General features: G+C 61.0%; 22 protein-coding genes. 10 read left to right on the top strand and 12 right to left on the bottom strand.

The window, feature by feature from the left end; translation table 11 throughout:
• Window positions 1–168 precede the first annotated feature (168 nt).
• Complete coding sequence (pnp, locus tag IEX27_RS14600; protein ID WP_188721819.1) at window positions 169–2,319, top strand: polyribonucleotide nucleotidyltransferase; 2,151 nt, start codon at window positions 169–171, stop codon at window positions 2,317–2,319.
• A 124-nt stretch (window positions 2,320–2,443) separates the two neighbouring features.
• Window positions 2,444–3,466 (top strand): class I SAM-dependent methyltransferase, encoded by a 1,023-nt coding sequence (locus IEX27_RS14605; RefSeq protein WP_188721820.1) that lies wholly within the window; start codon window positions 2,444–2,446, stop codon window positions 3,464–3,466.
• Window positions 3,467–3,967: 501 nt separating this feature from the next.
• Here IEX27_RS14605 and fabI read toward each other — a convergent pair.
• The 3 genes from fabI to fabA form a co-directional block, all read right to left on the bottom strand.
• Complete coding sequence (gene fabI / locus IEX27_RS14610; protein WP_188721821.1) at window positions 3,968–4,813, bottom strand: enoyl-ACP reductase FabI; 846 nt, start codon at window positions 4,811–4,813, stop codon at window positions 3,968–3,970.
• 12 nt (window positions 4,814–4,825) lie between these two features.
• Complete coding sequence (gene fabB / locus IEX27_RS14615) at window positions 4,826–6,046, bottom strand: beta-ketoacyl-ACP synthase I (RefSeq protein WP_188721822.1); 1,221 nt, start codon at window positions 6,044–6,046, stop codon at window positions 4,826–4,828.
• Window positions 6,047–6,113: 67 nt separating this feature from the next.
• Window positions 6,114–6,626, bottom strand: coding sequence for a 3-hydroxyacyl-[acyl-carrier-protein] dehydratase FabA (fabA, locus tag IEX27_RS14620; RefSeq protein ID WP_188721823.1), 513 nt, complete (start codon window positions 6,624–6,626; stop codon window positions 6,114–6,116).
• A 230-nt stretch (window positions 6,627–6,856) separates the two neighbouring features.
• Here fabA and irrA point away from each other — a divergent pair, with 230 nt between their 5' ends.
• The gene (irrA, locus tag IEX27_RS14625; protein WP_280516492.1) at window positions 6,857–7,288 is read left to right on the top strand and encodes an iron response transcriptional regulator IrrA; all 432 of its coding nucleotides are present in this window, start codon (window positions 6,857–6,859) and stop codon (window positions 7,286–7,288) included.
• Between the two features lie 29 nt (window positions 7,289–7,317).
• Here the strand turns inward: irrA and IEX27_RS14630 are convergent, their stop codons facing one another.
• The 6 genes from IEX27_RS14630 to IEX27_RS14655 form a co-directional block, all read right to left on the bottom strand.
• Entirely contained in the window at window positions 7,318–7,569 is a 252-nt protein-coding gene (locus IEX27_RS14630; protein WP_188721824.1) for a formate dehydrogenase subunit delta, read from the bottom strand.
• Window positions 7,559–8,401 (bottom strand): formate dehydrogenase accessory sulfurtransferase FdhD, encoded by an 843-nt coding sequence (gene fdhD, locus IEX27_RS14635; RefSeq protein WP_188721825.1) that lies wholly within the window; start codon window positions 8,399–8,401, stop codon window positions 7,559–7,561. Before fdhD ends, IEX27_RS14630 begins: the two co-directional genes overlap by 11 nt.
• Window positions 8,382–11,255 (bottom strand): formate dehydrogenase subunit alpha, encoded by a 2,874-nt coding sequence (gene fdhF, locus IEX27_RS14640; protein WP_188721826.1) that lies wholly within the window; start codon window positions 11,253–11,255, stop codon window positions 8,382–8,384. The genes fdhD and fdhF overlap by 20 nt, the downstream gene beginning before the upstream one ends.
• Before the next feature lie 22 nt (window positions 11,256–11,277).
• Window positions 11,278–12,840 carry a formate dehydrogenase beta subunit gene (locus IEX27_RS14645; RefSeq protein WP_188721827.1) on the bottom strand — a complete coding sequence of 521 codons (1,563 nt, stop codon included), beginning with the start codon at window positions 12,838–12,840 and terminating at the stop codon, window positions 11,278–11,280.
• Window positions 12,840–13,319 carry a formate dehydrogenase subunit gamma gene (locus IEX27_RS14650; protein ID WP_244630392.1) on the bottom strand — a complete coding sequence of 160 codons (480 nt, stop codon included), beginning with the start codon at window positions 13,317–13,319 and terminating at the stop codon, window positions 12,840–12,842. The genes IEX27_RS14645 and IEX27_RS14650 overlap by 1 nt, the downstream gene beginning before the upstream one ends.
• Window positions 13,320–13,412: 93 nt before the next feature.
• Entirely contained in the window at window positions 13,413–14,309 is an 897-nt protein-coding gene (locus tag IEX27_RS14655; RefSeq protein WP_188721829.1) for a LysR family transcriptional regulator, read from the bottom strand.
• Window positions 14,310–14,510: 201 nt separating this feature from the next.
• On the opposite strand from IEX27_RS14655, the gene IEX27_RS14660 reads away from it, so the two are divergent.
• Window positions 14,511–15,665, top strand: coding sequence for an Mrp/NBP35 family ATP-binding protein (locus IEX27_RS14660; protein WP_188721945.1), 1,155 nt, complete (start codon window positions 14,511–14,513; stop codon window positions 15,663–15,665).
• A 65-nt stretch (window positions 15,666–15,730) separates the two neighbouring features.
• On the opposite strand, the gene IEX27_RS14665 is transcribed toward IEX27_RS14660, so the two are convergent.
• Window positions 15,731–16,207, bottom strand: a complete 477-nt coding sequence (locus IEX27_RS14665) for an SRPBCC family protein (protein WP_188721830.1) — start codon at window positions 16,205–16,207, stop codon at window positions 15,731–15,733.
• A 226-nt stretch (window positions 16,208–16,433) separates the two neighbouring features.
• Between IEX27_RS14665 and pgi the strand changes: the two genes are divergently transcribed.
• A complete protein-coding gene (pgi, locus tag IEX27_RS14670) occupies window positions 16,434–18,068 on the top strand; it encodes a glucose-6-phosphate isomerase (protein ID WP_188721831.1) in 1,635 nt (544 codons plus the stop codon).
• 46 nt (window positions 18,069–18,114) lie between these two features.
• Here the strand turns inward: pgi and IEX27_RS14675 are convergent, their stop codons facing one another.
• Both IEX27_RS14675 and IEX27_RS14680 read right to left on the bottom strand, forming a co-directional pair.
• Complete coding sequence (locus tag IEX27_RS14675) at window positions 18,115–19,893, bottom strand: long-chain-fatty-acid--CoA ligase (protein ID WP_188721946.1); 1,779 nt, start codon at window positions 19,891–19,893, stop codon at window positions 18,115–18,117.
• 155 nt (window positions 19,894–20,048) lie between these two features.
• Window positions 20,049–20,600, bottom strand: coding sequence for a DUF924 family protein (locus tag IEX27_RS14680; protein ID WP_188721947.1), 552 nt, complete (start codon window positions 20,598–20,600; stop codon window positions 20,049–20,051).
• Window positions 20,601–20,799: 199 nt separating this feature from the next.
• Between IEX27_RS14680 and IEX27_RS14685 the strand changes: the two genes are divergently transcribed.
• The 5 genes from IEX27_RS14685 (at window position 20,800) to IEX27_RS14705 (ending at window position 26,134) form a co-directional block, all read left to right on the top strand.
• Window positions 20,800–22,395: an ABC transporter substrate-binding protein gene (locus IEX27_RS14685; protein WP_188721832.1), complete on the top strand. Its 1,596-nt coding sequence runs from the start codon at window positions 20,800–20,802 to the stop codon at window positions 22,393–22,395.
• Between the two features lie 99 nt (window positions 22,396–22,494).
• Window positions 22,495–23,499 (top strand): ABC transporter permease subunit, encoded by a 1,005-nt coding sequence (locus IEX27_RS14690; protein ID WP_188721833.1) that lies wholly within the window; start codon window positions 22,495–22,497, stop codon window positions 23,497–23,499.
• 96 nt (window positions 23,500–23,595) lie between these two features.
• Entirely contained in the window at window positions 23,596–24,450 is an 855-nt protein-coding gene (locus IEX27_RS14695; protein WP_244630393.1) for an ABC transporter permease subunit, read from the top strand.
• 2 nt (window positions 24,451–24,452) lie between these two features.
• Window positions 24,453–25,307 (top strand): ABC transporter ATP-binding protein, encoded by an 855-nt coding sequence (locus IEX27_RS14700; protein ID WP_188721835.1) that lies wholly within the window; start codon window positions 24,453–24,455, stop codon window positions 25,305–25,307.
• Entirely contained in the window at window positions 25,304–26,134 is an 831-nt protein-coding gene (locus IEX27_RS14705; RefSeq protein ID WP_188721836.1) for a dipeptide ABC transporter ATP-binding protein, read from the top strand. Before IEX27_RS14700 ends, IEX27_RS14705 begins: the two co-directional genes overlap by 4 nt.
• The last annotated feature ends 296 nt before the right edge of the window (window positions 26,135–26,430 follow it).

Genomic DNA, 26,430 nt, shown 5'->3' on the forward strand with positions numbered 1-26,430 from the left:
GCCTTTGGCATAAGCTTCGCGCCTGATGCGCGAAGTTTTGAGACGGATGGGTCATGGGGCAGGATTGCAGGACGCTTGATTACAAGCTTCCCGTTGTCTTGCCCGTGGCTGGTCCCACGAATGGAAAGGGCTCTGCACCGATGCAGGGCCAACACGTAAGGACAAGACATGTTCAAGGAACATAAAGTCGAGATCGAATGGGCTGGGCGTCCGCTCATCCTCGAAACGGGCAAGATCGCCCGCCAGGCAGACGGCGCCGTTCTGGCCACCTACGGTGAGACCGTCGTTCTCGCCACCGTCGTTTCGGCGAAGGAGCCGAAGCCGGGCCAGGATTTCTTCCCGCTCACCGTCAACTACCAGGAAAAGTCGTTCGCTGCGGGCAAGATCCCCGGCGGCTACTTCAAGCGTGAAGGCCGTCCGAGCGAAAACGAGACGCTCGTTTCCCGCCTGATCGACCGCCCGATCCGCCCGCTCTTCGTGGAAGGCTACAAGAACGACACGCAGGTTGTTGTGACCGTTCTGCAGCACGACCTCGAGAACAATCCTGACATCGTTTCGATGGTTGCCACCTCGGCAGCTCTGACGCTGTCCGGCGTTCCATTCATGGGCCCGGTCGGCGCGGCACGCGTTGGCTACATCAATGGCGAGTACGTTCTGAACCCGCATCTCGACGAGATGGCCGAGACGAAGCTCGACCTCGTTGTCGCCGGTACGTCTGACGCCGTTCTGATGGTTGAATCCGAAGCTCAGCAGCTTTCGGAAGAAGTCATGCTGGGTGCCGTTACGTTCGGCCATCGTGGCTTCCAGCCGGTCATCGATGCGATCATCAAGCTCGCTGAAGTTGCCGCCAAGGAACCGCGCGACTTCCTGCCGGAAGACCTGAGCGCGCTTGAAGCCGAGATGCTGAAGATCGCCGAGAGCGACCTGCGCGAGGCTTACAAGATCATCGACAAGCAGGCTCGCTATGCCGCCGTCGACGCTGCCAAGGCCAAGGTCAAGGCTGCCTTCACGCCTGCTGAAGGCGAAGAAGCTGCATGGTCCGCCGAGCAGGTTGCGACCGTGTTCAAGGCCCTGCAGGCCAAGATCGTTCGCTGGAATATTCTCGACACCGGCAGCCGCATCGACGGCCGCGACCTGAAGACGGTTCGCAAGATCGTTTCGCAGGCTGGCGTCCTTCCACGCACGCACGGTTCGGCGCTGTTCACCCGTGGTGAGACGCAGGCGCTGGTTGTTGCGACGCTGGGTACCGGTGAAGACGAGCAGTACATCGATACGCTCACCGGCACCTACAAAGAATCCTTCATGCTGCACTACAACTTCCCGCCCTACTCGGTCGGTGAGACGGGTCGCATGGGTTCGCCGGGTCGCCGCGAAATCGGCCACGGCAAGCTGGCATGGAGAGCGCTCCATCCGCTGCTGCCGGCTCCGGATCAGTTCCCCTACACCATCCGCGTTGTTTCCGAGATCACCGAGTCCAACGGCTCGTCCTCGATGGCAACGGTCTGCGGCACCTCGCTCGCACTGATGGATGCAGGCGTTCCGCTGGCAAAGCCGGTGGCCGGTATCGCCATGGGCCTGATCAAGGAAGGCGAGCGCTTCGCCGTGCTGAGCGACATCCTTGGCGACGAGGATCACCTCGGCGACATGGACTTCAAGGTCGCTGGTACCGATGAAGGCATCACCTCGCTGCAGATGGACATCAAGATCACCGGCATCACCGAGGAGATCATGAAGATCGCCCTCGACCAGGCCAAGGACGGTCGTCTGCACATTCTCGGCGAAATGGGTGCAGCCCTGTCGCAGAGCCGCTCAGAGCTCGGCCAGTTCGCGCCGCGCATCGAAGTGATGCAGATCCCGACCGACAAGATCCGTGAAGTTATCGGCACGGGCGGCAAGGTGATCCGCGAGATCGTCGAAAAGACGGGCGCCAAGATCAACATCGAGGATGACGGCACGATCAAGATCGCTTCGTCGAACGGCAAGGAGATCGAGGCCGCCAAGAAGTGGATCCACTCCATCGTGGCAGAGCCGGAAGTTGGCGAAATCTACGAAGGCACGGTCGTGAAGACCGCTGACTTCGGCGCATTCGTGAATTTCTTCGGTCCGCGTGACGGTCTGGTTCACATCTCGCAGCTGGCCCAGGACCGCGTCCAGAAGACCACGGACGTCGTCAAGGAAGGCGACAAGGTTTTCGTGAAGCTCATGGGATTCGACGAGCGCGGCAAGGTTCGCCTTTCCATGAAGGTTGTCGACCAGACAACCGGCAAGGAAATTGCTCGCGAGAAGAAGGAAGACGAGGGCCAGGCGGCCCAGGGCTAAGCCCTTCTTCTTTTCAGATACGAAAGGGCGCGGCAACTCCGCGCCCTTTTGCTTTTCATGATGGCGGCGCGTAGAAGATGCGGCATCCGCCATCGATTGCCAGCGCACTGTACGGGACCACCCCATGAATGAAGCCCTGCCCACCCTGCTGTTTCCCTTCGAACGCGGCATCCTAGATGTGCCGGGCAAGGGGGAGCGCGTGCTCGTCCTCGGAGCCTCTGCAGGCTTTCGCATGCCGGATGGAGCGGCCGCAGATGTGACAGCCGTTCAGGATTTCCGCCCGGATTATCTGGCGCTTGAGAAGGCCGGCTTTCATGCCGTTGCTGAGGCTGAAGGCGAGGGCTATGATCTGGCTCTCATCCTGCTTGGACGGCACCGCCGCGAGAACGAACTCCGCTTCGCAGAGGCACTGACGCGGGTGAAGCCCGGCGGCCTGATCGTCGCGGCCGGCACCAAGAAGGACGGTGCCCCAAGCGTCGCCAAACGGATGGGTGAGATGGTGCCCATCGTTGAGCAGATGTCCAAGCACCACGGCATCGTATTCTGGTCTGTGCGCCCCGAGGCGCTTGATGCCGCCACCATTGCTCCGCTGTTCCCGGAAGCGGTGATGACGCCGGAAGGGTTCGAGACGGCAGTCGGCGGGTTCTCGGAAGGCAGGATCGACGAAGGTTCGCAGCTTCTGCTCAGGAGCTTGCCAGAGAAGCTCACCGCTTCGACGGGTCGTATTGCCGATTTCTGCGCCGGCTGGGGTTATCTCTCTGTTGAGGTGGCTCGGAAGTATCAGATGGGCGCGCTCGATCTCTACGAGGCCCACAGGCGCTCCCTTGAGGCAGCCAAGCGCAACTTCGAGAAGCTCGCACCGGATGCACCCGCAGGTTTCCATTGGCATGATCTGGTGAGTGAGAGGGTCGCCGGTCGCTATGACGCGATCATCATGAACCCACCGTTCCACCAGTCGCGCTCGGCCGAACCCGACCTTGGCAAGGCCATGATCAAGGCTGCATCCGCAGCAATGAAGCCGGGCGGCCGCCTGTACCTCGTGGCAAACAGGGGGCTACCGTATGAAGCCGTGCTGAAGGAGCATTTCTCCGCCAGCGGCGAAGTTGCCCGCGGCGGTACGTTCAAGGTGCTGTGGGGACGTCGATAAGTAGAGCGACAACCGCTTTTGCAATCTTCACGTGTGTAGGGTTGTGGGTGTATAAGTAAGCTGTTGGGGGCAGAAGCAGCAGCGCCTAGAACACTTCAGTGTTTCACGGAAACTCTGAAGTGATCTAGGCAATTGTTTCAACGCAATTCCGGACGGAAAACCGGATCCCACTTTTTCTGGAATTGCTCTAGGCCAGCAGGTGCAACCAAGGAAGATGGGCTTCCCTGGCTGCGGCAACAGCCTTGCTCTCTACTAAGGAGGTATCGCCATGTGGTTTTGGCCACTGACGATAGGCTTCAGGCTTAGAAAAACACGGACGTGTTGGTCTCTTGAGATCCGTGTTGGACTGATACTCTAGCCAAAGGGGGCCAGGTTGGCGCCTGGTCCCACCTCCTTAATATAGCTCGGCCGTACCTGCGTATCAAGCTGAACGGTTGTTCGCCCCCGCAAACGAAAAAAGCCGCCTCGAGGGCGGCTTTTTGCGCATCATTTAAGATGGACTTACTTGGCGCTCGCTGCAGCTTCGGCTTCGGCCTTTTCCTGCGCCTCGCCGGTCGACTTCAGCTCTTCCAGAGCCGGCATCGAGACGATGTTGTAGCCGGAATCCACGTAGTGGATCTCGCCGGTGACACCGCTCGCCAGGTCCGACAGCAGGTAGAGTGCTGATCCACCAACGTCATCAATGGTGATGTTGCGGCGAAGCGGCGAGTTGCGCTGCTGGTAGGAGAACATGTGGCGCGCGTCAGCGATGCCTGCACCAGCCAGCGTACGGACCGGGCCAGCGGAGATCGCGTTGACGCGGATGCCCTTCGGGCCAAAGTCATTGGCGAGGTAGCGAACGCTCGCTTCCAGGCCTGCCTTGGCAACGCCCATGACGTTGTAGTTCGGCATGACGCGCACAGAGCCCGCGTAGGTGAGGGTGAGCAGGTTGCCGCCGTTCGGCATCAGCTCCACCGCCTTGCGGCTCACTTCCGTGAACGAGTAGCAGGAGATCACCATCGTGCGGATGAAGTTCTCGCGCGTGGTGTTGGCGTAGAGGCCCTTCAGCTCGTTTCGGTCGGAGAACCCGATAGCGTGAACGAGGAAGTCGATCGTGCCCCATTCGTCTTTCAGCGTTGAGAACACCGCGTCGATAGAGGCGCTGTCTTCCACATCGCAGGGGAGGAGAAGCTTGGAGCCGAGCTGGTCGGCCAGAGGCTTCACGCGGCGGCCAAAAGCTTCACCCTGGTAGGTGAAGGCCAGTTCCGCGCCATGGGCGGCAAGCTTCTTCGCGATGCCCCAGGCAATGGAGTGGTCGTTTGCCACGCCCATCACCAAACCCCGCTTGCCCTTCATTATTGGTTCCATGCAAGGTTCCCCTTAGCCGTTGTAGCGTTGGAAGACCAACGTCGCGTTCGTGCCGCCAAAACCGAAGGAGTTGGAGAGAACGGTGTCGATCTTGGCATTGTCGATACGCTTGCGAACGATGGGCACGCCGTCGAACTCAGGGTCGAGCTCGGTGATGTGGGCGCTTTCCGCGATGAACCGCTCCTGCATCTGCAGGATCGAGTAGATCGATTCCTGAACGCCAGCCGCACCCAGCGAATGGCCGGTAAGCGACTTGGTCGATGCCGTCGGCGGGATGTTGTCGCCGAAGACTTCACGCAGCGCGCTGATCTCGGCGCTGTCGCCGACAGGCGTCGAGGTGCCGTGCGTGTTGATGTAGTCGATCGGAGCGTCCACCGTAGCGATGGCCTGACGCATGCAGCGGATAGCGCCTTCGCCGGACGGGGCGACCATGTCGTAGCCGTCGGACGTTGCACCATAGCCAACGACCTCAGCGTAGATCTTGGCGCCGCGGGCCTTGGCATGCTCCAGTTCCTCAAGAACCAGAACGCCCGCACCGCCTGCGATAGCAAAGCCGTCGCGTGAGACGTCATAGGCACGCGAAGCCGTAGCAGGCGTGTCATTGTACTTGGAGGTCATCGCGCCCATGGCGTCGAAGAGGTCGGACATGGTCCAGTCCAGATCTTCGTGACCGCCGGCAAAGATGATGTCCTGCTTACCCCACTGGATCAGCTCAAATGCATTGCCGATGCAGTGCGACGAGGTCGCGCAGGCCGAGGAGATCGAGTAGTTGACGCCGTGGATCTTGAACCAGGTCGCGAGCGTGGCGGATGCCGTCGACGACATCGCCTTCGGCACGGCGAACGGTCCGATGCGCTTCGGGCTGTTGTTCTTGCGAACGACGTCGGCAGCTTCCACGATGGCGCGGGTGGAAGGACCGCCCGAACCCATCACGATGCCGGTGCGCTCGTTGGTGATCTCGCTTTCGGTCAGGCCTGCGTCGGCAATGGCCTGGTCCATGGCGACATGGTTCCAGGCAGCGCCCTTCGACAGGAACCGCATCGCGCGGCGGTCTACCAGTTCACTCGGGTCGAGAGTGGGCTTTCCCCATACCTGGCAGCGGAATCCGTGTTCAGCAAAATCTTCCGAAAAACTGATGCCGGACTTTGCTTCACGCAGGGATTCGATAACTTCCTGGGCATTATTCCCAATGGAAGAAACAATGCCGAGGCCCGTGACTACGACGCGTCTCATATAGCTTCTCCTTGGGCACCCAGGGAGTCAGGTGCCCTCGCGTGGTTGATCGTGTAAGCGGCGTCTATCAAGCTTCCTGCTTGAAAAGGCCTACCCGCAGGTCACTGGCCTTGTATATGGTCTCGCCATCGGCCTTCAACCATCCATCCGCCATTCCAAGGACCAGACGGCCGCGCATGACGCGCTTGAAGTCGATCCCGTATTCGACCTTCTTGGTCGCAGGCGTCACCATGCCACTGAACTTCACTTCGCCCGTGGAAATCGCACGGCCCTTGCCGGGCTCGCCGAGCCAGCCGAGGAAGAAGCCGGTCAGCTGCCACATGGCGTCCAGGCCCAGGCAGCCGGGCATGACAGGATCGCCAATGAAGTGGCACGGGAAGAACCAAAGGTCAGGCTTAATATCGAATTCGGCGCGGATGTAGCCTTTGCCGTATTCGCCACCAGTCTCGCTCACGTCAGTAATTCTGTCGAACATCAACATCGGCGGCGCTGGAAGCTGGGCGTTGCCTTGGCCAAAAAGTTCGCCTCGAGCACAAGCCAAAAGCTCTTCGTAACTATAGCTGGATTTCTGTTGCGCCATCATGCCCTTCTCACTTCACACCCGATGCTTTCAGGGGGTATGTTTTCCACCTCCCTATCACAGCTTGTTTCCGGTAGGAAACCGTACAAGCACAAATTCGGCAAGAAAGCGCCAGCAGTATCAACATTCTGGGCGCTATTGATCGGACCCTCCCCCACAGATATATATCTCTGTAGGTCGAAAGGTGCATTCCGTGCCTCTGACGATCCTAACCAAAGGGAACCGTTTCCTTGAGCGATGTGACTGAGCGCGACATTTCCAATCTTGAAGCCCGGGTTCGCGAGGCTGGCCTTCGGCCAACCCGGCAACGCCTAGCTTTGGCGAGCCTGCTGTTCGCGCACGGCGACCGGCATGTCTCGGCTGAGGATCTGCATGAGGAAGCGCTCCAGGCTGGTGTGCAGGTTTCGCTCGCAACGGTCTACAACACCCTGCACCAGTTCACCGAGGCTGGCATGCTGCGGATCCTCCCGGTTGAGGGGTCGAAGACCTATTTCGACACCAATACGTCCGAGCACCATCACTTCTTCTATGAAGGCGAGGAACGTCTGGTCGACATTCCCGACGGAAATATGGCCGTGACTAACCTGCCTGAGCCGCCTGAAGGCATGGAAATCGCTCACGTCGACATCCTGGTGCGCCTGCGGCCGAAGCGTAAGCACTAGGCTTCGCGCGCGGCGCAAGGCGCAGCCGCTCAGGCTTCCGTCGTTTCCTTAGGCCGGCGAATTTCCGGCAGCGCCTCCATTACGATCGGCTTCAGCTTGAACAAGCCGGACTCAGCCAGTTCGAAGAAGCGCTTGCGCATGCGCGGTTCCCAGAAATTGTTGATGTGATCCGCCACTCCATGGGCCGCCGCCTGGGGAGACTGGCTTTCAAAGAAGGTCGCGATCTGGTTTGCCATGTAGACGAGACGTTCGTCCGTCGTCTGGCCCTCGTCATGCGACATGGTCGGACACTCCTATGCGTTCGTCATGGGTGAAAACATCATACTCGTCTCCGCGCACGAGCGCGACCAGCGTGATGCCCGCAGCCTCAGCCGTGCGGACTGCCAAGGCGGTCGGCGCTGAAACTGCGATAATGATGGGTGCGCCGATGGCAGCCGATTTCTGTACCATCTCAACTGACACACGGCTGGTTATGACGACGGCACATTCCCGGGCATCGATCTTCATGCGCGATAGTGCACCGGCCAGCTTGTCCAGCGCATTGTGCCTGCCGACGTCTTCGCGGGCGGCGAGGATGCCTTCGCCAGGCCTGTAGATGCCTGCCGCGTGCACAGCTCCGGTAGCCCGGTGAAGCACCTGCTTTTCAGACAGCAGACGGACGGATTCAACAATCTGGTCGTGGGTCAGGCGGAACCCGCTCGCGACACTCGGTACGTCGCGCATGGCCTCCTCAATGGACTCGATGCCACAGAGGCCACAGCCCACGGGGCCTGCGAGCCTGCGTCGCCGTGCCTCAAAGCGATGGTTGGCCGTATCCTTGAGCCGGATCTGGACGTCGAAACCGACTTCCAGATCCTGAACATCGATACTCTCGATCTCGTCCGGTGAGGCGATAATCCCCTCGGTCAGGCTGAAGCCGAGGGCGAAGTCTTCCAGATCTGCAGGCGTCGCCATCATGACGGCATGTGTCGTGCCGCCGTAGGAGAGGGCGACGGCGGTTTCCTCCGGCAGTGTGCGCGGCTCTTGCCGCACGCCATCGCGGCGTTGGGCAAGACGCGGAAACGAGGCGAGCGGCGAGGTCACGGCTTCAGCGTCACTCAGCCGGTTCTGCATGCACGATCCGGCGGCTGCGCTTGGCCTGATCGTTATAGTCGCGCTGCCACTCGGTCGGCCCATTGGACGGTGATACCTGGACGGCGGTCACCTTGTATTCCGGGCAGTTCGTGGCCCAGTCGGAATATTCGGTGGTCACCACATTCGCCTGCGTGTCCGGATGGTGGAAGGTCGTATAGACCACGCCCGGCGCCACGCGATCGGTAATCCTGGCGCGCAGGCTTGTCTCGCCCGAGCGGCTCGCGAGCTTCACGTAGTCGCCATCGCGAATGCCGCGATCCTCCGCGTCGTTCGGGTGGATTTCCAGCCGGTCTTCCTCATGCCAGGTCATGTTGGCCGTGCGTCGCGTCTGCGCGCCGACGTTGTACTGCGAGAGGATACGGCCAGTGGTGAGCAGCAGCGGGAAGCGTGGTCCGACCTTCTCGTCCGTGGGCACATAGGCGGTGCGGATGAAGCGGCCCTTGCCGCGCACGAAACCGTCCATATGCATGACCGGCGTGCCGAGCGGAGCCTTCTCGTTGCACGGCCACTGGACAGAGCCGACACGGTCGAGCAGATCGAAGGAGACGCCGGCGAAGGTCGGCGTGGTCTTGGCAATTTCGTCCATGATCTCGGACGGGTGCTGGTAGTTCCAGTCGAGGCCCAAGGCCTGCGCCATCTTCTGCGTGACTTCCCAGTCCGCGTATTTGTTCTTCGGCTCCATCACCTTGCGGACGCGGTTGATGCGCCGTTCGGCATTGGTGAAGGTGCCGTCCTTCTCGAGGAAGGTGGAGCCCGGCAGGAAGACGTGGGCGTAGTTGGCCGTCTCGTTGAGGAACAGGTCGTGGACGACGACGCATTCCATGGCGGCAAGGCCAGCGGCCACGTGCTTCGTGTTCGGGTCGGACTGAAGGATGTCCTCGCCCTGGACGTAGAGGCCCTTGAACGAACCATCGACAGCGGCATCCAGCATGTTGGGGATGCGCAGGCCCGGCTCGTTGTCGAGCTTCACGCCCCAGAGGCTCTCGTAGACGGCGCGGGTGGCGTCGTCGGCGATGTGGCGGTAGCCCGGCAGTTCGTGTGGGAACGAGCCCATGTCGCAGGAGCCCTGCACGTTGTTCTGGCCGCGCAGCGGGTTCACGCCGACGCCCGGGCGCCCGATGTTGCCGGTTGCCATGGCGAGGTTGGCAATAGCCATGACGGCCGTGGAGCCCTGGCTGTGTTCGGTGACGCCGAGGCCGTAGTAGATCGCGGCATTGCCGCCGGTGGCATAGAGGCGGGCGGCGGCGCGAACCTGCTCGGCCGGAACGCCGGTGTATTTCTCAACGGCCTCGGGGCTGTGTTCAGGCTGGAGCACGAACTCGGCCCAGTCCTGGAAGGCATCCCAGTCGCAGCGTTCGCGGACGAACTGCTCATCGACCAGACCTTCCTCGACGATGACATGGGCAAGTGCGGTCAGCATCGCGACGTTGGTCCCGGGGCGGAGCGGAAGGTGGTAGTCGGCCTGAACGTGCGGCGTGCGGACCAGATCGATGCGGCGCGGGTCGATCACGATCAGCCGTGCGCCTTCGCGCAGCCGCTTCTTCATGCGGGAGCCGAAGACCGGGTGCGCGTCGGTAGGGTTCGCGCCGATGACCAGGACCACGTCGGTATGCTCGACTGAGTCGAAGTCCTGCGTACCGGCCGAGGTGCCGTAGGTCATGCGCAGACCGTAGCCGGTGGGCGAATGGCAGACGCGGGCGCAGGTGTCGACGTTGTTGTTGCCAAAGCCCTGACGGACCAGCTTCTGGACCAGATAGGTCTCCTCGTTGGTGCAGCGCGACGAGGTGATGCCGCCGACGGAGCCTTTCCCGTACTGGTACTGCAGGCGGCGGAATTCCTTGGCAATATAGGCGAACGCCTCATCCCAAGACACTTCCTGCCACGGATCAGTGATCTTCTCGCGGATCATCGGGTTAAGGATGCGGTCCTTGTGGGTCGCATAGCCCCAGGCAAAGCGGCCTTTCACACAGGAGTGGCCGCGATTGGCCTGACCTTCCTTGTAGGGCACCATGCGGACGACTTCCTCGCCGCGCATTTCCGCCTTGAAGGTACAGCCGACGCCGCAATAGGCGCAGGTGGTGACCGCCGACCACTCGGGCATACCCTTCTCGATGACGGTCTTTTCGCGCAGCGCGCCCGTCGGGCAGGCCTGCACGCAGGCTCCGCAGGAGACGCATTCGGACTCAAGGAACGGATCGTCCATGCTGGCGGCGATGCGGCTTTCAAAGCCGCGACCTTCCACCGTCAGAGCAAAGGTGCCCTGCACTTCGCCGCAGGCGCGGACGCAGAGCGAGCAGACGATGCACTTGGCCGGATCGTAAGCGAAATATGGGTTCGAAAGGTCCTGCTCGCGGAAATGCGGGTTCGTGTCGCCGTGAAGCAGCGGGGCGACATGGTTCTCCCCATTCGGGCCATAGCGGTTTTCGGTGAGGCCCACCTTTGCCGCCATCTCGACCATGTCGCAATCGCCCTCGGCGCAGGCCGGGCAATCTGCAGGATGGTCGGACATGTAGAGTTCCATCACGCCGCGGCGGATGGAGCCCAGGCGGTCCGTCTGAGTGGCGACCTTGATACCCTCGGCCACGGGCGTGGTGCAGGAGGCAGGAGTGCCGTTGCGGCCTTCGATCTCGATCAGGCAGAGACGGCAGGAGCCGTAGGCCTTCATCATGTCATTGGCGCAAAGCTTCGGCACTTCGATGCCGGCTTCGCGGGCCGCGCGCATGATGGACGTGCCTTCCGGAACCGTTACTACCTTGCCGTCGATGGTCAGCGTGACCATACGGTCGGACTTGGAGGCAGGGGTGCCGTAGTCGATTTCATTTACCATGCACATGGCGCTTCTCCTTTTCCGCCGCTCACTCAGCCGCTTGGCGCAGGGGCGCAGGGCGGAAATCTTCCGGGAAGTGGGTTATCGCGCTCATCACCGGATATGGGGTGAAACCACCCAAAGCGCAAAGAGATCCAAATTTCATCGTGTTGCAGAGGTCGGTCACGATCTCGAGCTGGCGCTCGGGCTCGACGCCGTCTGCAAGACGATCCAGCACCTCGACACCGCGCGTGGAACCGATGCGGCAGGGGGTACACTTGCCGCAGGACTCGACGGCGCAGAACTCCATGGCGAAACGCGCCTGCTTCAGCATGTCGACCGAGTCATCGAAAACGACGATGCCGGCGTGGCCGATCAGGCCATCCTTGGCAGCGAAGGCTTCGTAGTCGAAGGGCGTGTCGAAGAGCGATGGCGGGAAATAGGCGCCCAGCGGTCCGCCCACCTGCACCGCGCGAACCGGACGGCCCGTGGCCGTGCCGCCGCCGATGTCCTCCACGATTTCGCCGAGCGTCAGGCCAAAGGCCGCCTCGAACAGGCCACCATGTTTCACGTTGCCGGCTATCTGGATCGGGATCGTGCCGCGTGAGCGGCCCATTCCGAAGTCCTTGTAGAATGTTGCGCCGCGATCCATGATGATCGGCACAGACGCAAGCGAAATCACGTTGTTGATGACGGTCGGGCGGCCAAGGAAGCCCTCATGCGCTGGCAGCGGCGGCTTGGCGCGCACCATGCCACGCTTGCCCTCCAGGCTGTCGAGCAGCGCGGTTTCCTCGCCGCAGACATAGGCGCCGGCGCCCATGCGCACCTGCAGCTCAAAGGCGTGGCCTGAGCCGAGGACGCTAGGCCCGAGGACGCCTGCATTGCGCGCCACCTCGATAGCCTGATTGAGCACCGTCTCTGCGTAGGGATATTCGGAGCGCAGATAGATGTAGCCACGGGTCGCGCCAACAGCGATGGCTGCGATGATCATGCCTTCGATCAGGACGAAGGGGTCGCCTTCCATGATCATGCGGTCGGCGAAAGTACCGGAATCGCCTTCGTCGGCGTTGCAGATGATGTATTTCTGCGGGCCCCTGGCGTCGAGCACGGTCTTCCACTTGATGCCGGTCGGGAAGCCCGCGCCGCCCCGTCCGCGCAGGCCGGACTCCGTCACCTGCTCGACGATCTGCTCCGGTGTCAATGCGAGGGCGTTGCGCAGGCCGCGTAGACCTCCATGCGCCTCATAATCCTCCAGCGATACCGGGTTGGTGATGCCACAGCGGGCGAAGGTGAGGCGGGTCTGGCGCGCCAGGAAAGGAAGGTCCTCCGGTCGGCCAAGGAGGAGGGGATGTGGGGAGGAGCCGCCGGAGGTAAGGTTATGATCAAACAGCGAGGAGACGTCAGACGGCTTGACCGGGCCATAGGCAACGCGGCCGTTTTCGGTTTCCACCTCGACCATTGGTTCGAGCCAATAAAGGCCACGGGAGCCGTTGCGGACGATCGTTGCTTCGATGCCGCGCACTTCAAGCTCGCATTCAATTGCTCGCGCGACCTGGTTGGCGCCAAGGGCAATGGCGCCGGAATCGCGCGGGATGTAGATCTTCACAGCCATCAGGAGCGAACCTCCGCCGCAATCTCGGCAGCCTTGGCTTCATCGAGACGGCCTATCACTTCGCCATCCAGCATCGCCGAGGGCGCGCAGGCGCAGAGGCCAAGGCAGTAGACGGGCTCAAGCGTCACGGAACCATCAATCGACGTTTCGCCGAAGCGCACGCCCAGAAGTTGCTGCAGCCTTTCGGCAACCGCATCGCCACCCATCGACTGGCAGGCCTCGGCGCGGCAAAGCTTCAGCACGTGGCGGCCAGTGGGTTCTGCCCGATAGTCGTGGTAGAAGGACACGACGCCGTAGACGTCAGCGCGTGACAGGTTCAGCGCATCTGCAATGGTCGGGATGACCTCACGGGGAACGTAGCCGAATTCACGCAGAATGCCGTTCAGGATCGGCAGAAGCGGACCTTCCTCCTGCTTCCATCGGTCGATGATCGGCATAATCGACGTGATCAAATCGGTACTGGCTGGTTGCATGCCCAGCGCCTCCCTTAGCTAAAGCTGCCCAAGGGTATGAGATACCGGATCCCAGTTCCGATCAATATAGCATATCCGTCGCTTGATAGGAAATTTCTATCAAGCTTTGCCGTAGCGTTCGGCGACCAGCCGCGCCTCGTAAAGAAGTGCGGAAACCATGGGCGTATGTGGCTCGCGCTCGGCAGCGACAACGCCGACGAGATGGCTCACATCCGGCTCAGTGATCGGGATGGCGCGGACGGGCTCCGAGAAGCCCAGCACTTCGGCAAGATTGAGCGGCATGATGGATGCCCACTTGCCCGAGCGGATGTGCGAAAAGAGGAGGATCATCGAGTTGGACTCGAGCGTCGGCTGGACGCGACCGCCTGCTTCCTCAAGGTGCTTGTTGATGATGCGCCGGTTCTGCATATCAGGCGTCAGCAGGCAGAGCGGCAGTTCGGCCACCTCTGCCCAGGTGACGTGATCGCGGTCGGAGTAGCGGCTGCCGGCGGCGGTGATGAGCTGGTAGCGCTCTGAATAAAGCGGCACCGCGACGACACGGCCCAAGGGTTCGTTCTCGATGTAGGTGATGCCGATGTCGATGTCGTAGTTCTCGAGATGTGAGAGTACCTGCAGCGAGGTGCAGGAGATGACCGAAAAGGTGACGTTCGGATGCTTCTCACGGAACGGCGTGGTGATGGAGGGCACCATGGCGAGTGCAGTGGGGATCGCGGCAATACGCACGTGGCCGGAAAGACCCTGGCGGGCGGCGCGCATTTCTTCCTTCAGGGTGCGGGAGTCGCCCACGATGCGGCGGGCCCATTCCAGCACGCGTTGCCCTTCCGGTGTCAGTCCCTGAAAGCGGGAGCCGCGCTTCACCAGCATCACGCCAAGCTGATCTTCAAGCTGCTTGATTGCCGCCGAAAGCGTTGGCTGAGTTACGCCAAGCTCGACAGCGGCGCGACCGAAATGCTGCTCGCGGGCAAGAACCAGAAAATATTCCAGCTTGTCGATCATTGGCGGATCTTCGTACCACTCCCTAGATTAAGACTAGCCCTAGAGCATTTTGCAGCCGGCGTGAAGGAAAGCGGCAAGCTGTCGCTTGGTTCTGCGATCGGTCTGATCTATGACGGGGCAGAGTTTTCCGTGCACCGGCTGATGTCCCAGGGACTTCCCCCATTCCCGAGCCGATGCTTCAGCAGTTTGAAGGCAGACAACATGACCGTCACGCGTGAAGCCGTCATCGACAAACTTTCCACCATCAAGGGACCGGACTTCAAGGACGATATCGTTTCGCTCGGGATGGTCTCGGAGATCTTCATCGCTGACGGCAAGGTTTTCTTCTCGATCACGGTACCGGCAGAACGCGCCAGGGAACTTGAGCCATTGCGCGAAGCCGCTGAACGGGCTGTGAAGAGCCTGCCCGGCGTCCAGAATGCAGTGGTGGCGCTGACCGCCGAACGCCAGGGCGGCATGGGTCAGGCTCCAGCGCAGACGCAGCGCCCAGCGCCGCGACCCTCCGCGGCGCCAGCCAGCGCGCCGCATGGGGCCGGGGCTGTTGCTGCGAAAGCTGACATTCCGGGTGTCGCCAAGATCATCGCGGTGGCCAGCGGCAAGGGCGGCGTCGGCAAGTCGACGACGGCGGTCAACCTCGCGTTGGCGCTGAAGGCGCTGGGACAGCGCGTGGGTATCCTGGATGCTGATATCTACGGACCATCGATGCCGCGCCTGCTGGGCGTCAAGGGCAAGCCTGCCTCTAAGGACGGACGCACGATTGTTCCGATGGAAGCCTATGGCGTGAAGGTCATGTCCATGGGCTTCATGGTGGACGAAGACACGGCCATGGTGTGGCGCGGACCGATGGTCATGTCGGCGCTCCGGCAGATGCTGCGCGATGTGGAGTGGGCGCCGATTGATATTCTCGTGGTCGACATGCCGCCCGGAACGGGTGACGCGCAGCTCACCATGGCGCAGCAGGTGCCGCTCGCAGGTGCGGTGATCGTCTCGACGCCGCAGGATCTCGCGCTGATCGATGCCCGCAAGGGGATCAACATGTTCCGCAAGGTCGAGGTGCCGCTTCTCGGCGTTGTCGAGAACATGAGCTATTTCATCGCGCCGGACACCGGCAAGCGTTACGACATCTTCGGGCACGGTGGCGCCAAGGCTGAAGCGGAACGCATTGGCGTGCCGTTCCTCGGCGGTGTTCCGCTGACGATGGATGTACGCGAAACGTCCGACGCCGGTACCCCTGTGGTGGCGGTCGATCCGGAAGGCGCGCAGGCGAAGGTGTACCTATCGATTGCGGAAAAGGTGCTCGCGGAACTCAACGAACGCGAAGGCGCTGGAGCAGGACCGAAGATCGTATTTGAGTAGCGCTCATTCTCCCCTCGTGGTTCGACTAGCTCACCATGAGGGGAGAATTGGTTTCCGTGAGTGCCTTAGGCGGTGGCTTCTTCCGAGGCGGAAGCGCCGCTCACGTGGGCGTTGAAGTCCGCGAAGAACTGCGACGCAAGCTTCTTGGACGTCGATTCAATCAGGCGGCCACCGAGCTGGGCAATCTTGCCACCAACATCCGCCTTGGCAGTGTAGGTGAGGATCGTCGTGTCCGGCCCATCCTCCTTGAGGGACACATCTGCGCCGCCCTTGGCAAAGCCAGCGATACCACCCTTGCCCTCGCCGGAGATCGTGTAGGAATAAGGCGGGTTGAGGTTCTGGAGCTCGACGAAACCTGCGAACTTCGCCTTGATCGGCCCGATCTTCAGCGTCACCGTCGCTTCAAGTTCGGTGTCGGACTTCTTCTCCAGGGTCTCGCAGCCGGGGATGCACTCCTTCAGAACATCCGGATCGTTCAAGGCGCGCCAGACAACATCGACCGGCGCCGTGATCCGCTCCTCACCTTCAATAACCATTGCCATATGCGAAGACCTCCTAATGCTAATCTCACCTGCAAGCTAATGCATGACGGCAAGTTTGGGAATGTTTCTAATCATGGCATTGGGATGATGAAATTTCAGCGGCCATCTGGACACGGAATGAAGAAGAACCACATTTGTGTGCCTGGAGAGCTCAAAGGACCACATCGGGCTTGTTCCAAGCCAATTTCCGTTTATCTCCGCGCCATTGCGAACCTAAGAGAGAACAATGATTGCATATTCTGATGCGCTGGAAGCGCTGCGTGAACACCATCGTCAGAACGGGCAGTTCGATCTCAGGGAAGCATTCAAGGCAGATCCCGAGCGATTCGCGACGTTCTCTGCCTCGCTGGACGATCTGACGCTTGATTTCTCCAAGACTGCAGTGAGCGAAGAGACGCTTCAGCTGCTTGGCGATCTGGCTGACGCCGCAGGCGTGAGCGAGCGGCGCGATGCGATGTTCGCCGGTGACCCGATCAACGGCACCGAGAAGCGGGCAGTTCTGCATACGGCCCTGCGCAATTCCTCCGGGCCGGTTATCCATGCCGGACATGACGTGATGCCCGACGTTGAGGCGGTGCTTGCCGCGATGGGCGCGTTCGCGGAGAAGATCCGCTCCGGGGAGCTTACGGGCGCCACCGGCAAGCGGTTCACCGATGTGGTCAACATCGGCATCGGCGGCTCTGATCTCGGCCCCTGCATGGCCACACTTGCGCTCGCCCCCTATCACGACGGCCCCGCCTGCCACTACGTGTCCAACGTAGACGCCGCGCATATAGCCGACACGTTGCGCAAGCTTGATCCTGAGACGACGCTCTTCATCGTCGCGTCCAAGACCTTCACCACGATCGAGACAATGACCAACGCCGAGACTGCGCGGCAATGGATCATCGGCAAGCTGGGTGAGGCGGCTGTAGGCGCCCATTTTGCGGCCGTCTCGACCGCGCTCGACAAGGTCGCAGCCTTCGGAATCGATGCGGACCGCGTCTTCGGGTTCTGGGATTGGGTTGGCGGACGCTACTCCATGTGGTCGGCCATTGGTCTGCCGATCATGATTGCCGTCGGGCCGGAAAACTTCCGCCTCATGCTGGACGGTGCCGCTGACATGGACCAGCATTTCAGGGAAGCGCCGCTCCGCCAGAACCTGCCGATTCTGCTCGGCCTCGTCGGCTTCTGGCACCGCGCGATCTGCGCCTATCCATCGCGCGCCGTGATCCCCTACGATCAGCGGCTGGCGAGGTTGCCGGCCTATCTCCAGCAGCTCGACATGGAGTCGAACGGTAAGCGGGTGAAGCTGGATGGTTCTCCAGTGGTGACGCCTACGGGCCCGATCGTCTGGGGTGAGCCCGGCACCAACGGCCAACACGCGTTCTTCCAGCTCCTGCATCAGGGCACGGACGTGATCCCCGTCGAGTTCATCGTCGCTGCGCAGGGGCATGAGCCCGAGCTTAAGCAGCACCACGACCTGCTCGTCGCCAATTGCCTGGCGCAGTCGGAAGCGCTGATGAAAGGCCGCACGCTGGAAGAGGCGAAGGCTCAGCTATTGTCGAAGGGGATGGACGCCGCCGAGGTAGAAAAGCTTGCGCCGCACCGCGTCTTCCCCGGCAATCGTCCTTCGATAACGATCCTCTATCGAATGCTCGACCCTTACGCACTGGGTCGTCTGATCGCGCTTTACGAGCACCGTGTTTTCGTCGAGGCGGCGCTCTTCGGCATCAACGCGTTCGACCAGTGGGGCGTGGAGCTCGGCAAGGAACTGGCAACCGAGCTGCTGCCCGTTGTCGAGGGCACGAAGGATTCGTCCGGTCGTGACGCTTCAACGGCTGGGCTCGTCAGCCGGGTTCATTCTCTGCGGAGTAAGTAAGCGTGCGAGGGCGGGCGGAGGATCACTCCGCCCAACTTTCCAGGCGCTATTTCAGCTCGCGGCGGAGGAATTTGCCGACATTGCTTTTCGGCAATGCGTCCCGGAATTCCACGTGCCTCGGGCGCTTGTAGCCAGTGAGCTTGTCCTTGCAGAATTCCATGATGTCCTGCTCCGTCAGCTTCGGGTCCTTGCGCACCACGAAAACCTTCGGCACCTCGCCGGAGTGTGGGTCCGATACACCGATGACGGCGGCTTCCAATACGCCCGGATGGGAGGCCACGACCTCCTCGACCTCGTTCGGGTAGACGTTGAAGCCGGAGACGTTGATCATATCCTTCTTGCGATCGACGATGCGGATGAAGCCGCGTTCGTCCATCTCAGCCATGTCACCCGTCCTGAAGAAGCCATCGCGTGTAAAGCATTGGGCGGTTTCTTCGGGCTGTTGCCAATAGCCCGGCATCACCTGCGGACCACGAACGCAGAGCTCCCCGATCGTGTTGAGTTCGACGGGCGAACCGTCCTCATCGCAGATGAGCACTTCCGTTGACGGGATCGGAATGCCGATCGTTCCGGAAAAGGTCTGGTCGCAGAACAGGTTTGCGGCAATTACAGGCGATGTTTCTGACAGGCCGTAACCCTCATGGATCGTGCCGCCGGTCGCTTCCTTCCAGCGCAGCGCAACGGAAGACTGCACGGCCATGCCGCCGCCGAGCGTCAGATGCAGGTGCTGGAAGTTGAGCTTCCGGAAGTCAGGGTTGTTCAGCATCGCATTGAAGAGGGTGTTCAGCCCAACGATGATGTTGAATCCGTAGCGGCTCATCTCCTTGATCATGGCGGGGATGTCGCGCGGATTGGCGATCAGAAGGTTGGTGCCGCCGATCTCCATGCCCATCAGCGCATTCACGGTGAGCGCGTAGATGTGATAGAGCGGCAGGGCGCAGACGAGGATCGGATTTTCCGGCTGCGGGCGCCCGATATAGGCCGTTCTCAGCCATTGCTCGTTCTGCATCGTGTTCGCCAGAACGTTGCGGTGGAGCAGGATCGCGCCCTTCGCCATGCCCGTGGTGCCGCCGGTGTATTGGAGGAAGGCGATGTCATCGAGACCGATGGACGGCGGCGTGAGTTGGAGCTTCGCTCCTTCACGCATTGCGCGTGGGAAGGGGATGCAGCCATCGATACGCCAGTTTGGCACCATGCGCTTGACATGGCGAACAACCAGGTTGACGGCATGACCCTTGAGGCCGAGCATGTCGCCCATGGCGGTGACGATGACGTGCTTTACTGCGGTCTGGGGCAGGGCCTTCTGAAGCGTGCCTGCAAAATTCTCCAGCACGATGATGGCCTCGGCGCCCGAGTCCTTCAGCTGGCGGGCGAGTTCCGGCGCGGTGTAAAGCGGGTTGACATTGACGACCACCAGGCCGGCTCGCAGCACAGCCATCAGCGCTACCGGATATTGCAGAAGGTTCGGCATCATCAGCGCGACGCGTGTGCCCTTCTTCAGGCCGAGTGACAGGAAGAAAGCGGCAAGGTCGCGGGATTTCGCCTCAAGCTCTGCAAAGGTGAGGCCCTTGCCCATGGAAAGAAAGGCCGTGCGATCCGAATAGCGTTCGCATGCCTCCAGCATCAGGTCAACGAGCGAGACATGCGTGAAGGGTCCGATTTCGTGCGGAATGCCTTCGGGGTAGCTCGAAAGCCAGGGTTTCGGGTTATGCTCCACCGCAACCGGTTTCTTGCGGGGGGATTTCGGCTTGCTGACGATCTCCACCTCCTGGACCACCCTGCCAGCCTTGGACCGGGTCACTGCTGTCTTCTTCTGCGAAGACATGCCGGCGTCTCCGTCCAGCTCAGTGCCCTTGGTGTCGTCCGCCGTCTTCGTCCGCCCGGATCCTTTCGAGCCGGCTGAGTTATCGTTGCTGGTGGATCGCGCCAAATTTCTCTCCCCGACTGATGTACAGGCCCCCGCCTGGAATCACTTGTTCGTTACTGACCGTACCCCGCATGTTCTTTCATGAATGCTAATTCCTCCTCGGTGCTCGACCGCCCCAGCACTGCGTTACGGTGCGGAAACCGTCCAAAACGCCGGATGATGTCACGATGTTCGATGGCGTAGCGCAGAGGTTCGTCCAAACCGAGTGCTTCGCAGAGCATAACCGAGCGATCCTGATCCGCCGAAACCTCGGAATGCTCGAATGGCAGGTAGAGAAAGAGGCGTTCGTTGGGCGACAGGTTCGCGTCGAGTCGGTTGTCTACAGCGTCCGCAGCGATCCGCAATGCCAGATTGTCAGTGGCAAATGCACGCGCTGTGCCACGGAATATGTTGCGTGGGAACTGGTCGAGTGCGACGACAGCAGCAAGCGCTGTTCTTGGTTCGGCGCTTAACTCGGCGGGCGGCGTCGTGCTCAGCTTGCTGATCAGGGAGCCGAAGCGCTCGCGTATCTGCTCGTCGAGTTCCTTCGTGGAGAAGAACCATTGCTTCTCGTCCAGCTCCTCGAACCAGAACTTCAGGACGTCATCGACCCACTTGTTTTCCATAGCTCTCACGCTTTCTCCCAAGTGCCCGTCAGATCGTCAGTTTGACGCGCCAACGCGGTTGCGTCCAGTGCCGTTCAATTTGAGTAACGCTATTGTCTCATAAGCGTTCGATCTGTCTTGCCTACCTACAATGATGTCTGATTATATACCGCTATACAAATCGGTTAAGTCCGTACGTTACGGGCATAGGGAGAGCAAAATGAAACTTAAATCGGCTTTTGCAGCCGCCTTGCTGGCGGCGACAATGATGAGCGGAGCAGCCGCCGCCAAAACTTTTGTTTATTGTTCCGAAGGTTCTCCCGAGGGCTTCGATCCCGGCCTCTACACCGCCGGCACCACCTTCGACGCAGCCGCCCACACCGTCTATAACCGGCTGCTCGAGTTCAAGCCTGGCACGACCGAAACCATTCCGGGTCTCGCTGAGGACTATCAGATCTCCGAGGACGGCCTTGAATATACGTTCAAGCTGCGTCCAGGTGTGAAGTTCCACACCACGGAGTATTTCACGCCGACGCGTGACCTCAACGCCGACGACGTAGTCTACTCGTTCGAGCGCCAGTGGAAGAGCGACAACCCGTGGAACAAGTATGTTGCGGGCGCCAACTGGGAATATTTCAACGGCATGGGTCTGCCGGACCTGCTCGAGTCTGTCGAGAAGGTCGATGATCTCACCGTTCGCATCAAGCTGAAGCGTCCGGAAGCGCCGTTCCTGGCAAGCCTCGCGATGCCTTTCGCTTCGATCATGTCGAAGGAATATCTGGACAAGCTCGAAGCTGACGGCCAGATGAACCTGCTGAACCAGCAGCCCGTCGGTACCGGTCCGTTCCAGTTCGTGGCCTACCAGCAGGATGCCGTCATCCGCTACAAGGCAAACGAGAACTACCACAACGGCAAGCAGAAGATCGACGATCTCGTCTTCGCGATCACCCCGGATGCATCCGTTCGCTACCAGAAGCTGAAGGCCGGCGAATGCCACCTGATGCCTTACCCGAACTCGGCTGACGTCGAGGAAATTAAGGCGGACCCCAATCTGAAGGTCCAGGAGCAGGAAGGCCTGAACGTGGCTTACCTCGCCTACAACACCAAGGTTGCTCCGTTCGATGACGTGCGCGTCCGCAAGGCGCTGAACCACGCGATCAACAAGGAAGCGATCGTCGAGGCCGTGTTCCAGGGTCAGGCAACGCCTGCCAAGAACCCGATCCCGCCGACAATGTGGTCCTACAACGACGCGATCGAAGACGATGCCTACGATCTCGACCAGGCCAAGAAGCTGCTCGAGGAAGCCGGCGTCGGCAACTTCGACATGAAGATCTGGGCGATGCCGGTCAGCCGTCCGTACATGCTGAACGCACGTCGCGCGGCGGAAATCATGCAGGCTGACTTCCAGAAGATCGGCGTGAACGTTGAGATCGTAAGCTACGAGTGGGCCGAGTACCTCGAGCGCTCCAAGGCTGAAGACCGTGACGGCGCTGTGATGCTGGGCTGGACCGGTGACAATGGTGACCCGGACAACTTCCTGCACACCCTGCTGGGCTGTGAGGCCGTGGGCGGCAACAACCGCGCTCAGTGGTGCAACGAAGAGTTCAACAGCCTCGTGATGAAGGCCAAGGAAGCCAGCGAAGTTGACGAGCGTACGCGCCTCTACGAGGAAGCTCAGGTCGTCTTCAAGCGTGAAGCTCCGTGGGCCACGATCGACCACTCGCTGTCCGTCGTTCCGATGCGCAAGAACGTTGAAGGCTTCGTACAGAGCCCGCTCGGTGACTTCGCATTCGAAGGCGTAGATCTGGTCGAATAGGAAACGTCGGCCATATAACTGGAGCGCGCTCTCTTCAGGGCGCGCTCCGATTTCAATTATGCGAGGCTCTTCTCGCGTACAAAGGAGAGCAACCGCGCTATGCTCCAGTTCCTGTTCAGGCGCCTTGCGGTTCTTATCCCGACGTTCGTCGGTGTCTCTATCATTGCCTTCGCCTTTATCCGTCTGCTGCCCGGTGATCCCGTGCAGATGATGGCTGGTGAGCGCGTAATCTCCCCGGAACGTCATGCTGAACTCAGCCAGCAGTTGGGGTTCGATCGGCCCATCGTTGTGCAGTATCTCGATTACCTCGGTGGTATCGTCACGGGCGACTTCGGCAATTCGATCGTCACCAAGCGGCCGGTGCTGAGTGAATTTTTGGCCCTCTTCCCTGCGACGCTGGAACTGTCCATCTGCGCCATTCTGCTTGCCGTCATCATCGGCGTGCCACTCGGCATCATCGCCGCAGTCAAGCGAGGATCCTGGTTCGACCAGGGCGTCATGGGCGTTGCGCTTGTGGGCTACTCCATGCCCATCTTCTGGTGGGGCCTGCTGCTCATCATCTTTTTCTCGGGCGTCTTGCAGCTGACACCGGTCTCCGGCCGGATCTCGCTCATGTATTTCTTCCCGCCCGTGACAGGCTTCATGCTGATCGACAGCCTTCTCTCGGGCCAGTCCGGCGCTTTCAAGTCGGCCCTGTCGCATCTCATCCTGCCCACCGTCGTGCTCGCCACGATCCCTCTTGCGGTGATCGCGCGTCAGACGCGCTCGGCGATGCTTGAGGTGCTGAGCGAGGACTATGTGCGCACCGCGCGGGCCAAGGGCCTGCCGCCGCGCCGCGTCATCGGCCTGCATGCGCTGCGCAACGCGCTGATCCCGGTGGTGACCACCATCGGCCTGCAGATCGGTGTGCTGATGGCTGGCGCGATCCTCACGGAAACCATCTTCTCGTGGCCGGGCATCGGCAAGTGGATGGTCGACAGCGTGTTCCGGCGGGACTACACCGTCGTGCAGGGAGGACTGCTGCTCATTGCCATCATCATCATGGTCGTGAACCTGCTCGTCGACGTTCTGTACGGGCTGATCAATCCACGAATCCGGTACTAGGCGGCAGGTTGGCAAATGGCTGTTAACACACCCAAAACTGTAGCAGAGCCCGTGGTGCTCGAGGGCGAGCACAGCGCCTCTGCGATCCGCTGGGCCATGCTGGCTGAGTTCTGGTACTATTTTCGCCAGAACCGAGGCGCCGTCGTTGGCGCGGCGGTCTTCACAATCATCCTGCTCGTCGCGATCTTCGCGCCGTTGATTGCGCCGCATGATCCCATAACACAGGTGCGTGGCGCATTCCTGAAGCCGCCGGTCTGGCAGGCAGGCGGCAGCTGGGAATACATTCTGGGCACCGACCCGGTCGGACGCGATATCCTGTCCCGCCTTATCTATGGCGCACGCTTCTCGCTGTTCGTAGGTCTCGTCGTCGTCACCATTTCGGTGTCGGTCGGCGTTGTGGTCGGTCTCATCGCCGGCTATTTCCGCGGACCGCTCGACACGTTCATCATGCGTCTGATGGACATCATCCTGGCCTTCCCGTCGCTGCTCTTGGCGCTCGTGCTGGTAGCGATCCTGGGGCCGGGGCTGCTCAATGCGATGATCGCAATCGCCCTCGTCCTTCAGCCGCATTTCGTGCGTCTCACCCGCGCCGCTGTGATGGCGGAGAAGAACAAGGACTATGTCATGGCCGCGAAGGTGGCCGGCGCAAGCCGGATGCGCCTGATGTTCAGGACCATCCTGCCCAACTGCACCGCGCCGCTCATCGTCCAGGGGACGCTGTCGTTCTCCAACGCCATCCTGGACGCGGCGGCACTCGGCTTCCTCGGCATGGGCGCACAGCCGCCGACGCCCGAATGGGGCACCATGCTTGCCGAAGCGCGTGAGTTCGTCATGCGCGCCTGGTGGGTGGTGACGTTCCCGGGTCTGGCGATCCTGATCACCGTTCTCGCCATCAACCTGATGGGTGACGGCCTGCGCGACGCGCTTGATCCCAAGCTGAAGAGGTCTTGATCATGGCTCTGCTCGAAATCAAGAACCTCTGCCTCACCTTCGATACGGTCGGCGGCAAGCTCAAGGCCGTCGACGGCATCTCGCTCCACGTCGATCGTGGCGAGGTGCTGGCAATTGTAGGCGAGTCCGGTTCCGGCAAGTCCGTCTCGATGCTGGCGGTCATGGGGCTTCTGCCCTGGACCGCAACGATTACCGCCGACTACATCCGCTTCGATGGCAAGGATATCCTGAACCTGAGCCCGTCGGACCGGCGCAAGATCATCGGCAAGGACATCGGGATGATCTTCCAGGAGCCGATGGCAAGCCTCAATCCGTGTTTTACGGTGGGTTTCCAGATCGAGGAGACGCTGCGTCAGCACACCGACCTCGACCGGGCGGCACGCCGCAGACGGGCCGTCGAGCTTTTCCGCATGGTTGGCATCCCCAATACGGAGGACAGGCTCAGCTCCTACCCGCACCAGATGTCGGGCGGACAGTGCCAGCGCGTCATGATCGCCATGGCGCTCGCCTGCAATCCGAAGCTGCTGATCGCCGACGAGCCGACCACGGCGCTCGACGTGACGATCCAGAAGCAGATCCTTGAGCTCCTGGTCAATCTCCAGATCGAAACCGGAATGGCGATGATCCTCATCACCCATGACATGGGTGTGGTGGCGGAAACGGCCGACCGGGTGGCGGTGCAGTACAAGGGGCGGCGGGTTGAGGAATCCGATGTGCTCAGCCTCTTTGAATCGCCCAAGCACCCCTATACCAGGGCGCTCTTGTCGGCTCTGCCGGAGAACGCTACGGGCGACCGGCTGCCCAGCGTCTCCGACTATTTCCTTGAGGAAGAAGCCGTTACTGGAGGCGCCGCATGAGCGAGATCGTTCTTGAGACGCGCAACCTTGTGCGTGACTACACGACCGCCGGCGGCATGTTCCGCCAGGCCAAGACCGTGCGCGCGGTCAAGGGCATCAGCCTCAAGGTGGAGAAGGGCAAGACGCTTGCCATCGTCGGCGAAAGCGGCTGCGGCAAGTCCACGCTCGCACGCATGATCACCATGATTGATCCGCCGACGGCGGGCGATCTGATCATCGACGGGCAGAAGGTGGATACGGCCAAGGGCGTTTCGCCGGAGCTGCGCCGCAAGGTGCAGATCGTGTTCCAGAACCCCTATGGTTCGCTCAACCCTCGCCAGAAGATCGGCGATGTGTTGATGGAGCCGCTTATCATCAACTCTGACCTGCCGGCGTCTGAGCGGCGTCACCGGGCCATGGAGATGCTGAAGAAGGTCGGCCTCGCGCCGGAGCACTTCAACCGCTATCCGCACATGTTTTCCGGCGGCCAGCGTCAGCGCATCGCGATTGCCCGCGCGCTGATGCTCAATCCGCGGCTGCTGGTGCTGGACGAGCCGGTCTCGGCGCTTGACCTTTCAGTGCAGGCGCAGGTGCTGAACCTGCTCGCCGACCTGCAGGACGAGTTCGGGCTCACCTACGTCTTCATCAGCCATGACCTTTCGGTGGTGCGCTACATCGCCGACGAAGTGATGGTCATGTATTTCGGTGAGGCGGTGGAATACGGCACGCGTGACGATGTGTTCTCCAACCCTCAGCACGAGTACACGAAAACTCTGTTTGCAGCCACGCCGCGTACGGATGTGGAAAGCATCCGGGCGCGCCTGGCGCGAAAGACTGCCGCAGCGTAGACGGTTCAGGCGAGATACACGACATATTGAACGACATATTGAGAAGGGCGGTCCTCAGTGGCCGCCTTTTTCTTTGGATGTTTCGCGACTGAATGCGTCTGGTCGCTTGCGCACAGCAGATAGAGCCTGTCGGCGGACCTCCGAGTGGCTGAGAATTTCCTGAATCGCGTATCTGCCGTAATAAATGGCCATCGTTCCCGGATTTAGATCCATGTTATTGCGATTTTCTTAATAGTAGAAGGTAAAATAGACTTACTAAACGTTATTGCGCTATATCGCCGCAAACGAACGGCGAT

The sequence above is a fragment of the Nitratireductor aestuarii genome (assembly GCF_014641695.1).
Classification (GTDB): Bacteria; Pseudomonadota; Alphaproteobacteria; order Rhizobiales; family Rhizobiaceae; genus Chelativorans; species Chelativorans aestuarii.